This window comes from Flavobacterium tibetense, from assembly GCF_003293845.1.
Taxonomy (GTDB): Bacteria; Bacteroidota; Bacteroidia; order Flavobacteriales; family Flavobacteriaceae; genus Flavobacterium; species Flavobacterium tibetense.
Genome location: NZ_QLST01000006.1, coordinates 131,942 through 145,741, shown reverse-complemented (window position 1 = coordinate 145,741; position 13,800 = coordinate 131,942). Strand labels below are relative to the sequence as shown.

Below are 13,800 nucleotides of genomic sequence, written 5' to 3'. Positions count from 1 at the left end.
TCACTCCAATGCAATCAAATTCGCTAGCAATTTGTAGGCGCCGCTAACGCCTTCTGGTAATTCTCTAAAAAAGGATAAACCGGTGTAAATGTAATTGCCTTTTCCGTGTTTGGCTACCAATAAACTACCTTTTGATGGTGATTCGCCTTTGTCATTCATGGCTAAGATAGGAATAAATTCGTTACTCCATTCATTTGGGAAATACAAACCGCGTTCCTGAATCCAGCCGTCAAAATCTTGATTGGTAATTAGATTTGGTTGGTTTAAAACGGGATGTTTTGGACTTAAAAACGCAACTGGAGCATCTTCTTCTGTTACTCTGTCTCTTGAAATTTTCAATTCAAATGGCGCAATTTCTTTGGTTACCAAATTATTAGTAGTGTTGTATTGCACGATAACATTTCCGCCATTTTTCACATAATCAAACAAGATTTTGTTCTTAAATTTCAATTCATTTACCACATTAAAAGCACGAATTCCAAGAATAATCGCATCAAATTGTTGGATGGAATTGCTCTCTAAATCTTTGGCTTCCAAATACGTAATTTTGTAATTTAAATTTTCTAAATATTTTCCCACTTCATCTCCAGCGCCCATGACATAACCAATGTTTTTTCCTTTGGTTTTGATGTTCAAATTCACAAATTTAGCTTCTGAGGCTTCTAATAAGGTTTGGGTTGGAATATGATTGTATTTGATTTGTGTGACTTCTTGATTGAAAATGCTGTTTTCTGATTGAATTTGGGCTAAAATCTGCAAATTTTCTTCATTTTTGGAAGAAGTTACGCTAAAAGTAAACGTTTTAGTTTCACCTTTTGTTCCAATGGAAACTGGAATTTCTTGTGGAGAAATTTGCCAAGAAGCTGGAAGGTTTAATTTTAAAATTCCTTTGGCATTATTTTCGAAAGCAGTTACTTTTACTTGAATTTCTTTGGATTGATTGGCGTTGAAAATTGCTACTTTATTCAAAAATTGCAAGGAAAACTTGGGAGCTACTACAAACGGACTATACGTTTCACCAAAATCAGGTTCATTTTTCTTGAATGCTAGATTTTTTGTAAATGTAAACGATTCATTTTCAATACTTAATTCAAAAATTATCGGAAACGGAAGCGCAACTTCAGGTAAATTACGCAAGTTTTTATCAGAAACGGTGTATAAACCGTCTTGTTGTTTTTCGTTTAGCCAGTATAAATTGGAATACGGAATGTTTTTGTTAATTACAAACGGAACCGATTTACTAAACTTTTCGTTATTTTTAAGTAATTGGTTTACAGTAATTTTTTCTTGGTTTAAAAGTGAAATATTTTCCAATTTCACATTGATTCCACTGCGATTAATAGCTTCCAAATTAATTTCGATTTCGCTGTTTCGTGTGGCGATTTCTGTTGAAGCAATTCCTTCCAAAAACAAACCTAAACAATTTTCGATTATCGCTTTAATTTCGTTAGATTTGATGTTTTTCCAATGATTATCTTCTAGTTTTTGGATGAGTTTATATGCTTTAATTAATTCTGGAATATGAATTGACGGATTTTGGAAATTGAAGTTGTTCTCTATTGGAAGTAAAATTTTTGCAATGTTATCGCCACCATTTACGCGTTTCCATGAAGTTTCTATTCCTTCGAAAAGGTTGTCTTTTGGTGGTAATGTTCCTTTTAGTAATTCTAAATATTCTAAATCTTCACCACGACTTCCCAAAGTTCCAAAGCCTTGACATTTGTGTTGACTTCGGCTTAACGCAGCGATTTCGTGATTGCTTTTTCCTTTTAACGGATAATAAACATTGGCATTGAAAGTGAGTAATTTGGATTTATCGGCTTTATTGAAATTTTCTTCTGAGCCATAAAACCACCAAGATGTATTGAAGAAAATACGTTTCGGTTGAAATTTTACAGTTTCATACGCTTCTAAACTCAAAATTGCGGATGCTGTGTGATGTCCGTGTGTAGTTCCTGGAGTTCTGTGATTGAAACGGTTGATTACAATATCCGGTTGGAAGTTTTCAATTACTTGTATAACATCTTCTAAAACTTCTTTTTTGTTCCAAATAGCGAAAGTTTCGTTGGGTTCTTTACTATATCCGAAGTCATTGGCACGGGTAAAAAACTGCGTTCCACCATCGATTTTTCGGGCTGCTAAAAGTTCTTGTGTTCTGATAGCGCCTAATTTTTCTTTGAGTTCTGGACCAATTAAATTTTGACCGCCATCACCACGAGTTAACGATAAATAAGCGGTATTTGCATGATAATAATTGGATAAATAAGTGATTAACCGTGTATTTTCATCATCAGGATGTGCCGCAACGTACAACACTTTTCCTAGGAAATTGAGTTTTTGAATTTGCTCGTAGATTTCAGTACTATTTGGTTTTGTTGGTGTTTGGGCAACTATTTTGGTAATAAAAAATAGTAGTATAAAACAGTATTTTAGTTTCATTGGTTTAGGTTTGGACTCAAAAGTAAACAATAAAGAAAAAGGAAGCTTTTTAGACTTCCTTTTTTAACAGTTTTTTATCAATTGATTTAGTCTGTAAATTCGCTACGCTCAATAGGTTCATTTACTATTGAAATTCCTTTTTGCATCAATAAGTTATTTGGAAATGTAATTAATTCACCTTCATTACTTTTTAATAAGATATAGAATGCTTTGATATCTTCAATTTCGGCTTCGATTGGAAAATCTTTATCGTGAATTCTAATCTTATCACCAATTTTAAATGGATAAGAAAAAAACAAGACGATTCCTGCTGTAATATTACTTAATATCGACCATTGAGCAAAAGAAGCTACACCAACAACAGCAAAAACAGATGAAATAAATAATAATATTTGGTCTTTTTTAACACCCCAAGCAATAATTATAGTAAATAAGGCAAGCATACCAATTAGTAAATTGATGTATTTGATTACCAAATTAGCTCTGTGCTCTAAAACTTCATTAGATTTTGCAAAACGTCTTACTATTTTGACGGTTAATGCTTTAGAAATAAAATAAGTTACCAAAGTAATTAGGGTAATTATTTCCTCTATTAAGTACGGATTATCAATTAATTTCAGCATAATGAATTAGTTTTTTACATACTTTATCAACGGGAAGTCCCACTACATTGGTATAAGAACCTTCAATTTTTGCAATTCCAACAAGTCCAATCCATTCTTGAATGCCATAAGAACCAGCTTTATCGAAAGGTTTGTATGTTTCAATGTAATAACGAATGGCTTCATCAGATAACGAATTAAATGTCACTTTTGTTGTTTCTGTTATGGTTTCCAATGAGTTTTTGGTTTTAAAACAAACGGAAGTGATTACTTCATGTGTTTTTCCAGAAAGTGATTGTAACATTTCAAAAGCATCTTGAGCATCTTTAGGTTTTCCTAATGCTTTGTTTTCGTGCCAAACGATAGTATCACTGGTAATTAGGATTTCATTTTCTTCCAATAAATCGAATGCATTAGCTTTTAATTCTGCCAAGAATATTGTGATTTCCGAAGCTTGTAAATCATTGGGATAAATTTCTTCAACTTCTTTGATTTGGATTGTAAAGTCGATATCCAATTCGCGTAAAAACTGTTGCCTTCTTGGCGAACCTGAAGCTAGAATGATGCGTTTGTCTAGTAATTTTTCTCTAAGCATTAGGAATTGAATATGTAATTACAGCAATTGAAAGTATTCCAAAAAATAAAATGATTTTCAATAATAAACTCAAATTAGTAAAATCCTTTTGTGTTTTGGCTGACCATGATTTGATGGTAAAAAACAACAAAGGAGCAATAATGAAAAGCAAGAAATAATAAACGGCATAATCGTAATTGGCTAGATTATTGTTCATATAGAAAACCAACAGAATTATGGGTAAAAACGATAAACCAAAAACAATTTTTATGGTTCTGCTTTTACCAATCAAAACTGGTAAGGTCGCTATTCCGCTGGCATAATCAGCATCGGTATCTTCAATATCTTTGACTAATTCTCTTAAGAAATTGATGATAAAAGCAAAAATGGCATAATCGGTTAAAATACTGAAAACTCTTCGCATTTGGACTTTATTTCCTTCCCAAATTTCATTTCCTTCGTGAGTAGATGGTACTAAATCGAAAATTCCTAAAATCAAGATACTAAAGGATAAAACTAAAGCGACAACGATATTCCCAACAATAGCAATTTGTTTCAACCAAGTAGCATAAATATATAAAATAGCTGCTGTAAAGATAAATAAAGCGGCAAAACTTGGTTTTTGAATCACATTGGAAATATAAAATCCACTTCCAACACCAATTAAATTCAAAGCTACATATAAATTGTAAGCCGTACTTTCTGAAATGGTTTTACCCACGATACGTTTTTTTGCAATTTCATCAGTCGTTTGATCTACAATGTCATTAATTACATAACCAGCAGCAGCAATACAAACCGTTGCCAATACCAATAAGAAAAACTGAAAATGCGATAATGCTAAAAAGTTATTCGTGCTTGTTAAAGTCGTAAAAGTGGCTGTTTTTAAAAAAGTATAACGAAATAAAACCTGCATAAAAGCAAGCAATAACAAGTTTTGAATTCGAATGAGTTTAAGGTATTTCATTTAGTTTTTTGTTTGTTTTAAGTTTCAAGTTTGTAACACAAAGTTTCACGAAGTTTTACACAGAGTTCCACGAAGTTTTTTGATTTGGATTATGTTGAAAGAGCTACACAGAGGCGTTTTACTTTCTGTAAGGTTGATTCCAACTTCCAACTTCCAACATCCATCATTTAATCGTATCGTGCATCAAAATGTTCCATCCATTTGCCTTGTACTTTCATTACTTGTTCGATGACATCGCGAACGCAACCTTTTCCGCCTTCGATGTGAGAAATATACGTGCTCAAACCTTTAATTTCTGGAGCGGCGTTTTGTGGACACGTTGGCAATCCTACCAATTGCATGACGTGATAATCCGGGATATCATCGCCCATGTACAACACTTGTTCGGGTTTGATGTTGTAAATATCGATGAATTCTTTAAACGTTTCTACTTTATCGGAAACACCTAAATAAATATCGGTAATGCCTAAATTTCTCAATCGCACACGAACACCTTCGTTTTTTCCGCCCGAAATGATACAAACCGTATAGCCATTTTCAACGGCAGCTTTCATAGCATAACCATCGCGGATATTCATGTTTCTTAGCATTTCACCAGTTTCTGTTACGTGAATGGTTCCATCGGTTAAAACGCCGTCCACATCAAAAATAAATGTGGTAATCTGGTTCATGAGTTCTTTATAGCTTGTTGCCATTTTGTATGGATTGAGTTAAAAGTTTATAAATGGTTGTATAGTTTTCATCGGATAAAAAATCCAAATGTTTTTGAATGGTTTTGGTATCGTTGCGTAAAGCTGGACCTGTTTGTGCTTCTTTTGGTTTTAATTCCAAAATCTTTTGAGCCGTTTCTTGAATCAATGGATGTAAAACTTCGAAAGGAATTTGGTTGGCTTCACAAATTTTATTTCCAATTTGATACAAATGATTTACAAAATTACAAACAAAAACAGCGGCAACATGCAAACTTTTTCGTTGTTCCGAATTAATTTGGAATACTTTTTTCGAAATGCAATTGCCAAGGTTTTTCAAAAGTTGGTAATCTTGTTCATTTTCAGTTTCTAAGCAAATCGGAATAGGAGTGAAGTCGACTTTTTTGCCTTTAGTAAATGTTTGTAGCGGATAAAAAACACCTTTTCTATTTTTATTATCCAAAACAGACAAATCCGACGAACCCGAAGTATGCACTACCAAACGATTATCAAAAGGTAATTTCCCTGAAACTTCAGCAATAGCATTATCAGAAACCGAAATAATGTAAACATCAGCAGCTGCAATTTTTTGGTAATCGGAAACTATTTTTGATGATGGAAGTAAATGATTCAATTGGTTCGAATTGCGAGCAAAAACTTGAACTAAATCAATAGAAGACACGTTCTTCATCACTTCTATTAAGTGTTGGGCTACATTTCCTGAACCTAAAAGTACTACTTTAATCATGGGGTAAAAATAGTAAATTTTAATGATAAACCTGACAGGTTTCTAAAACGAGAAAGTTCTAAATGTATTTAGTTTAACAAACCTATCGGATTTCCGAAACCTTTTACTTTCAATTAAGAAAATATTTGTAAAAATTTCTTTTTTATCAATTTTCTTTTTTTCTTTACAAAAAAAGTACCTTAATGAAAAAACTTTACTTTTTATTCTTTTTGATTATTGGTTTTTTTGGTAATGCGCAGATTGTGAATATTCCTGATGTTTATTTTAAAGCAAAATTATTAGAAGCTAATACTAATAACCTAATAGCATCGACTCAAGAACCTGTTTATGATGTATTAAGTGATTCATGGTCAGTTACTTCATATAGCAAAATTGATACAAATAATAATGGAGAGATTGAAGTTGATGAAGCGCAAGCAATAAAATGGCTAGATGTTTCTTTATATTCAATTGATGATATGTCAGGAATTGAATATTTTACTAATTTAATTTATTTGAATTTAACGGGTAATCAAGTTGTAAATTTAAATGTCTCGAATTCAACTAATTTAAAAGTTTTAAGTTGTGGTTCAAATCAATTAACGAATTTGAATATTTCTGGTTTATTTGCCTTGCAAAATTTAGATTGTAAATATAATCGATTAACAAGTTTAAACCTTATGGGTTTTAATAATTTAAAAAAATTGAATTGTATTGATAATCAAATAACTATTTTAAGTGTTTCGGATTTAATTAATTTAGAGATTTTAAAATGTTATGATAATCAGATTACAAGTTTAAATGTTTCAAATGCAATTAATTTATTAGAATTAAATTGTGGTAACAATCCAATAAATAATATAGATTTATCTACCTTAATAAACTTAAGGGAATTGACTTTAATTAATAATCAACTTTCAAGTTTAGATCTTTCTAATTTATTGAATTTAAAATTTGTATTTTGTAATAATAATTTTATTTCAAGTTTAAACTTGTCTGGCTTAACTAATTTGCAGAGTCTGGTATGTTCTGAAAATCAATTAACAAGTTTAAATTTGTCAGGTTTGACTAATCTTCAAAATTTAGATTGTTACAATAATCAATTGGCAAATATAAATTTTTCTGGATTAATTAATTTACGAACTTTAAATTGTGGTTTTAATGAATTATCTACATTGAATGTTTCAGAGTTAGATAATTTACAATTTTTGGATTGCAATTTTAATATGTTAACAAATTTAAATTTATTAGGTTCCAATAGTTTGCAAACTTTGAATTGTGAAAATAATGAATTGATTAACTTAGACGTTTCAGATTGTTACAATTTAAATTCTTTGATTTGTTACGGAAACCAAATTACAAATTTAAATATTAAAAACAATAATGATTCTTGGACAATTTTAGATTTTTCCTACAATCAAAATTTGCAATATATCTGTGCAGACGATGAAGATATTGATTTGATACAGCAAAAAATAAATGCATATAATTATATTAATTGTCATGTAAACACCTATTGTACATTTGTTCCTGGAGGTGTTTTCTATGAAATTTCAGGAAATACAAAATTTGATTTAAACAATAATGGCTGCGATGTTTCAGATATCAATTTTTCTAACTTAAATTTTTTAGTTACCGACGGAGCAAATACAGGTTCACTAATTGCAAACCAAACAGGAAATTATTACAGTCCAGTTCAAGCTGGAAACCACACAATTACTCCCAATCCTGAAAACCCAACCTATTTTAATATTTCTCCAACCAATTTTACAGTTGATTTCCCAACACAAGCAAGTCCGTTTATTCAAGATTTTTGTGTTACTGCTAATGGTATAAAATCTGATGTTGAAGTTATGGTTTTACCTACAACTCCTGCAAGGCCAGGTTTTGATGCTGATTATAAATTGGTTTATCGAAACAAAGGAAATCAAGTTGAAAACGGTTCAGTAAGTTTAACTTTTGATGATACTAGATTAGATTATGTTTCTGCAACTCCTGTTTATAATAACTCAGCTGTAAATAGTTTTACTTGGGATTATAGTAATTTACAACCTTTTGAAACTAGAGAAATTGAAATTACTTTCAATGTAAACTCTACTATGGAAACTCCGGCGGTTAACAATGGAGATGTTTTGAATTATATAGCAACAATTACCACTACAAATACTGATGAAACGCCAGCTGATAATACATTTACTTTAGACCAAACGGTTGTAGGTTCATACGATCCAAATGATAAAACGTGTCTTCAAGGAGAAACTATTGAGCCTAGTATGGTGGGAGAGTATGTGTATTATTTAATTCGTTTTGAAAATACGGGAACTTATTTTGCAGAGAATATTGTAGTTAAAGATATGATTGATACATCTAAATTTGATATTGCTACTTTAGTTCCGTTAAATAGTAGTCATGAATTTTTTACGAGAATTAGTGGAAATAAAGTAGAGTTTATTTTTGAAAACATCAATTTAGATTTTGATGACGCTACTAATGATGGCTATGTTTTATTTAAAATTAAAACATTACCAACATTAATTATTGGTGACACATTTAGTAATCAAGTGAATATTTATTTTGATTATAATTTTCCAATAGTCACTAACAATTATACAACAACAGTTCAATTATTGAATAACCAAAGTTTTGAATTTAGTTCTTATTTTACACTCTATCCAAATCCTGTAAAAGATGTTTTAAACATTCAATCTAAACAAGATTTAATAGTGAATTCAATGGAAATTTACAATCAATTAGGGCAAATTGTAATGGCGGTTGCGAATACTTCAAATAGAGTTGACATCTCAAATTTAACTTCAGGAATTTATTTCGTAAAAGTAAATACAGATAAAGGAACAGCAAATACTAAGTTTATTAAGGAGTAGTTCAAGATTTATTTAGTTAAATAAACCTGACAGGTTTCCGAAACCTGTCAGGTTTTAAGAAAATATTTGTAAAATTTTCTTTTAGTAGTAAATACTAAGTTTCTAAAAGCTTAGCATATAAATAAACAAAAACTCCCGATTCTATGAATCGGGAGTTTTTGTTATGATTAAACCTGACAGGTTTCTGAAACCTGTCAGGTTTTTAATTATCTTAATGTTGCACCAAGTTCTTTTTCAAAATTTCCTTGTAACTTGCTCATTGTTTTATCAATTTGAGCATCGGTTAGGGTTTTTGTTGTATCTTGAAGTATAAAACTTACGGCATATGATTTTTTGCCTTCAGGTAAGTTTTTGCCTTGGTAAACGTCAAACAAATTGATTTCTTTCAATAATGATTTTTCTGTTTGTTTGGCAATTTGATACACTTTTTCAAAAGATACCGATTCGTCAAGCAATAGAGCTAAATCTCTACGAACTTCAGGGTATTTTGGAATATCAGTAAACTTAATTTTGGTACTTACATATTTTTGAATGCGTCCCCAATAAAAATCAGCAAATAAAACTTCTTGCTTGATATCAAAATGTTTTAGAATTCCTTTTTTGATGGTTCCCAATTCTACGATGATTTCTTTACCAATAGCTAGCGCAATTCCTTCTGCAAAAACATCACTTTCAACAGGAAGAACCGTAACTTTGGTATCAATTCCCAATCGACTTAAAACGGTATTGATATAACCTCTAAACAAGAAGAAATCAGATTTTTGATTGGCTTGTGTCCAACTTTCCTCTTTGCGATTTCCTGTTAAAAACAAGGATAAATGCTTGATTTCATCATAACCCGAAGGCATTTTGTGGTAGGTTTTACCAAATTCAAACATTTTTAAATCACTTTTTCTACGATTTATATTGAATGAAACAGCTTCTAAACCAGAAAACAACAACGATTGACGCATAGCCGATAAATCATTGCTCAACGGATTTAACATGATTACATTGAATTCTTCTTTTAAGTTTTCAGAAAGCTTGATGTAATCTGGTGTTGTTAATGAATTCGCCATCATTTCATTGAAACCCAAAGTACACAATTGGTTAGCAATGATATTTTGCACTTTGTATTCTTCTGTTCTAGAAGAATTGGCAATGGTAGCGTTTAATTTCTTTGGAATAGCAATATTATTGTAGCCGTAAACACGTAAAATATCTTCAATAACATCAATTTCTCGTTGTACATCCACGCGATACGCTGGAATAATTAAACCAATTCCTGCATCGGTAATATTATTGATTTTCATTTCTAATGAAACCAAAATCTTCTTAATCGTTTCTTTTGGAATTTCTTCCCCAATAATTTTGGTTACGTTATTGAAATTCAAAAATACTTGGAAATCTTCAATCTTTTTTGGATAAATATCCGTTATATCCGAAGTGATTTCTCCACCAGCCACTTCTTGAATTAATAATGCCGCACGTTTTAAAGCATATTCGGTAATACTTGGATCAATTCCTCTTTCGAAACGGAAGGAAGCATCCGTACTTAATGCATGACGTTTCGCTGTTTTTCTAATACTCACTGGATTAAAATACGCACTTTCTAAAAAGATTGCTTGTGTGTTTTCACTTACTCCAGAATCTTTTCCACCAAAAACACCCGCAATACACATTGGACCTTCAGCATGACAAATTATCAAATCTTCGGCATCTAACGTTCTTTCAATATCATCAAGCGTAGTGAATTTAGTTCCAGCGGCAACTGTTTTTACAATAACTTTTCCGCCTTTAATTTGGTTGGCGTCAAAGGCATGAAGTGGTTGACCTAATTCGTGCAATACATAATTAGTAACATCAACAATATTGTTTTTTGGCGTTAAACCAATAGCTTTTAAACGATTTTGTAACCATGAAGGAGAAGGTTTTACAGTAACACCCGAAATCGTAACTCCACAATATCTTGGTGCTAATTTTTCGTTTTCAACAGATACATCAATTTTTAAAGTGCGTTTGTCTACTTTAAAATTACTAACTGACGGCGTAATTAGTTCGAAGTTTTTTCCTTTTTGTGCAAAACCAGCTTTTAAATCACGAGCCACACCTAAATGTGACATAGCATCCGCACGATTGGGTGTTAAACCAATTTCAAAAACTTCATCGTTTTCTACTTCAAAAATTTTTGCTGCTGGTGTTCCTGGCTTTAAGTCGTCAGCCAAAATCATAATACCATCATGATTGCTTCCTAGACCTAATTCGTCTTCGGCACAAATCATTCCGTGACTTTCTTGTCCGCGAATTTTACCTTTTTTTATTTCGAATGCGTTTCCTTCTTTATCAAAAACTTTGGTACCAATAGTTGCTACAGGAACTTTTTGTCCAGCCGCTACATTTGGCGCACCACAAACGATTTGCACTGGAGCATTTCCATCGCCTAAATCAACCGTCGTGATTTTAAGTTTGTCAGCATCAGGATGTTTTTCGCAAGTTAGCACGTGTCCAACAACAACGCCTTGTAAACCACCTTTTAAGCTTTCATATTTATCAACACCTTCAACTTCTAAACCTAAATCGGTAAGTAAATCAGCTGTTTCTTCAGCAGCCAAATCGATTTTAATAAATTGTTTTAACCAATTGTATGAAATACGCATTTTGTATCGAATTTTAAGTTTGCAAAGATACTTTTAAAATTTAGAAAATTGAAAATAGAATTTAGAAAAATCGATTTCTTTTAAAGAATTTCTTCTACATGTTTTTTGATGTTGGCAGCAATTTTTTCTGTTGGTAAATCATTGGCATCATAACCAAATGGATCTTCAATTTCTTCTGCAATTAATTCCAAACTAGCTAGCACGTAAAAGATAAAAACTACAACAGGAATTACGTAGTAACCTAAACTAAACACATAACCAAAAGGCAATGTCATAATATAAAAGAAAATAAATTTCTTGATAAAAGCACTGTAAGAGTAGGGAATAGGTGTGTTTTTGATACGTTCGCAAGCACCACAAACATTGGTAAATGAAATTAATTCTTGATTCAAAATAAGTAATTGGTCACCAGAAATTTTACCTTGTTCATACAAATCTTGAATTTTTTGGTATAACATCTTAGCCACTTGATTGGGTTTGTGTTTGTGTTGGTCAATTTCCAAAACTAAACCTTCAAACAACACTTTTGCCGTGTCATCATTTGCCAAATGCTTTTGTAAAACGGAGGCATAACTTGGAATTAACTTTTTGAAATAATTTCTATCGTGCTCTTCTTTTAGGATAACACTTAATTTTAATGCCAAATTCCTGCTGTTGTTAACCAATTCGCCCCAAAGTTTTCGTCCTTCCCACCAACGATCATAAGCGGTATTCGTTCTAAAAACCAAAAGCAATGAAATCACAAAACCCAGCATGCCATGCATAATTGTGATGTTTTTTACGAAACTTTTTTCTGAAAGTTGCCAATATTCCATTTCCAAATAACCAATGGCATACGAATACAAACCAATGAATACCATCATAGGAAACAATTGGCGAAACGTATCCGATTTGTGAAATCTGAAAATAAAGGTAATCCAGTCTTTGGGATTGTATTGAATCATAAAACAGCTAAAATTGGAATGTAAAAGTAAGAAATTATTCCAATGATAAACTTCCTGCCAATTCTTTCAAATTAATTTCCGTCAATTTAGCTAAATATTGGGCATTGGCATAACGAACCGAAGCATCTAAGTAGTTTTGTTGCGCCGTTCTAAATTCAATAGTGGTGATTGTTCCAATTTTAAATTTAGCTAAAGTAATATCTAAATTTTCTCTTGCGATTTCTAAATTAGCTTCTTCCACTTTTATTAATTGTAAATTGGTTTGAAAACTAGCATAAGCGCTGTTCAATTGGGCGGAAATGTTCATTTTTTGTTGTTCCAATTGAAATTGCGCATTTTCTACTTCCAATTGGGCTACTTTTTCATTTCTATTTTGATTGAAACCATTGAAAACAGGAACCGAAGCGGTAAATCCATAAACAAAACCACGACCATACGATTGCGTAATGAAACCAAAAGGCGATTCAGAACGGGTAAAGTTATAAGCCGTATTAATTTGTACATTTGGATAACGATTGGCTTTCGTTTGTTTCAGTTGGAGTTCGGCAACACGTTTTGCCAAAACCTGCGCTTGCAATTGCGGATTTTGATTTTCAATATTGGTTTGTAATTCTTCAAAATTCAGTTGTTCGTCAATGGTAATCGCATTTGTGACTTGAAATTCTATAGCTAAATCTCTGGCTAAAATTTCGTTCAACCTGATTTTAGTTTGTTTTAGTAACTCTTGTTGTTTCAATTGTACACTGATATCGGTATTCAAATCCACTTTTGCATTCAGCACTTCTAATTTTGATGCTTTTCCAATGGAGTAGCGGTTTTCAGCTGTTCTCAAACGTTCTTTGGAAACTACAATTGCCGTATCTAAAGCCGCAATTTGCAATTGTTGTTGGACTAAATCAAAATACGTAGCATAAACATCGCCAACTTTCGTTAAAATGGCTAATTTAAGTTCCGCTTTTCCTTGTTCTTCTAGTGTTTTTAGTTGTTCTTTTCTGGCAAACATTCTGAAACCATCAAAAATAGTCCAGTCTAATCCAACGCCGTAGTTCAAATTGAAGTTACGAACACCTTCTAATTCTCTTTCATCACCATTAGCTTGTGTTAAATTTATGTTGTTGATGGTATTGTTATTCGTAATATTTGCATTTACAATGGGCAACATACCAGAATTACCAATAGTATTGTTTCTTTCGTCGATTTTTAAATTGTTTTTGGCAATTTTAATGTCATAATTGTTTTCAAGTGCCAATTGAATGGCTTGTTCCAAGGTCAAAGTTTGTGCATTAGCACTCCATTGCACCAGAAAAAACAGTATAATATATTGGAATAAACGTTGCATA

Annotated in this window: 10 protein-coding genes; 1 reads left to right on the top strand and 9 read right to left on the bottom strand. The window is 31.7% G+C overall.

Going from position 1 to position 13,800, the window contains the following annotated elements:
• The 6 genes from DPN68_RS06440 to DPN68_RS06415 form a co-directional block, all read right to left on the bottom strand.
• Complete coding sequence (locus DPN68_RS06440; RefSeq protein WP_113988828.1) at positions 1 to 2,439, bottom strand: PIG-L family deacetylase; 2,439 nt, start codon at positions 2,437 to 2,439, stop codon at positions 1 to 3.
• 86 nt (positions 2,440 to 2,525) lie between these two features.
• Positions 2,526 to 3,062 (bottom strand): mechanosensitive ion channel domain-containing protein, encoded by a 537-nt coding sequence (locus tag DPN68_RS06435; RefSeq protein ID WP_193477841.1) that lies wholly within the window; start codon positions 3,060 to 3,062, stop codon positions 2,526 to 2,528.
• Complete coding sequence (locus DPN68_RS06430) at positions 3,046 to 3,636, bottom strand: Maf-like protein (protein WP_113988827.1); 591 nt, start codon at positions 3,634 to 3,636, stop codon at positions 3,046 to 3,048. Before DPN68_RS06430 ends, DPN68_RS06435 begins: the two co-directional genes overlap by 17 nt.
• The gene (locus DPN68_RS06425) at positions 3,629 to 4,582 is read right to left on the bottom strand and encodes a geranylgeranylglycerol-phosphate geranylgeranyltransferase (RefSeq protein WP_113988826.1); all 954 of its coding nucleotides are present in this window, start codon (positions 4,580 to 4,582) and stop codon (positions 3,629 to 3,631) included. The genes DPN68_RS06430 and DPN68_RS06425 overlap by 8 nt, the downstream gene beginning before the upstream one ends.
• Positions 4,583 to 4,749: 167 nt before the next feature.
• Positions 4,750 to 5,277, bottom strand: coding sequence for a KdsC family phosphatase (locus DPN68_RS06420; RefSeq protein WP_113988825.1), 528 nt, complete (start codon positions 5,275 to 5,277; stop codon positions 4,750 to 4,752).
• Positions 5,261 to 6,019: a Rossmann-like and DUF2520 domain-containing protein gene (locus tag DPN68_RS06415; RefSeq protein WP_113988824.1), complete on the bottom strand. Its 759-nt coding sequence runs from the start codon at positions 6,017 to 6,019 to the stop codon at positions 5,261 to 5,263. The genes DPN68_RS06420 and DPN68_RS06415 overlap by 17 nt, the downstream gene beginning before the upstream one ends.
• Positions 6,020 to 6,201: 182 nt before the next feature.
• Here DPN68_RS06415 and DPN68_RS06410 point away from each other — a divergent pair, with 182 nt between their 5' ends.
• Positions 6,202 to 8,880 (top strand): DUF7619 domain-containing protein, encoded by a 2,679-nt coding sequence (locus tag DPN68_RS06410; protein WP_113988823.1) that lies wholly within the window; start codon positions 6,202 to 6,204, stop codon positions 8,878 to 8,880.
• Positions 8,881 to 9,086: 206 nt separating this feature from the next.
• Here the strand turns inward: DPN68_RS06410 and pheT are convergent, their stop codons facing one another.
• The 3 genes from pheT to DPN68_RS06395 all read right to left on the bottom strand — a co-directional run bounded on the left by pheT (position 9,087) and on the right by DPN68_RS06395 (position 13,799).
• Positions 9,087 to 11,516 carry a phenylalanine--tRNA ligase subunit beta gene (pheT, locus tag DPN68_RS06405; protein WP_113988822.1) on the bottom strand — a complete coding sequence of 810 codons (2,430 nt, stop codon included), beginning with the start codon at positions 11,514 to 11,516 and terminating at the stop codon, positions 9,087 to 9,089.
• An 80-nt stretch (positions 11,517 to 11,596) separates the two neighbouring features.
• Positions 11,597 to 12,460, bottom strand: coding sequence for a bestrophin family protein (locus tag DPN68_RS06400; RefSeq protein ID WP_113988821.1), 864 nt, complete (start codon positions 12,458 to 12,460; stop codon positions 11,597 to 11,599).
• 34 nt (positions 12,461 to 12,494) lie between these two features.
• The gene (locus DPN68_RS06395) at positions 12,495 to 13,799 is read right to left on the bottom strand and encodes a TolC family protein (protein WP_193477839.1); all 1,305 of its coding nucleotides are present in this window, start codon (positions 13,797 to 13,799) and stop codon (positions 12,495 to 12,497) included.
• Position 13,800 lies beyond the last annotated feature (1 nt).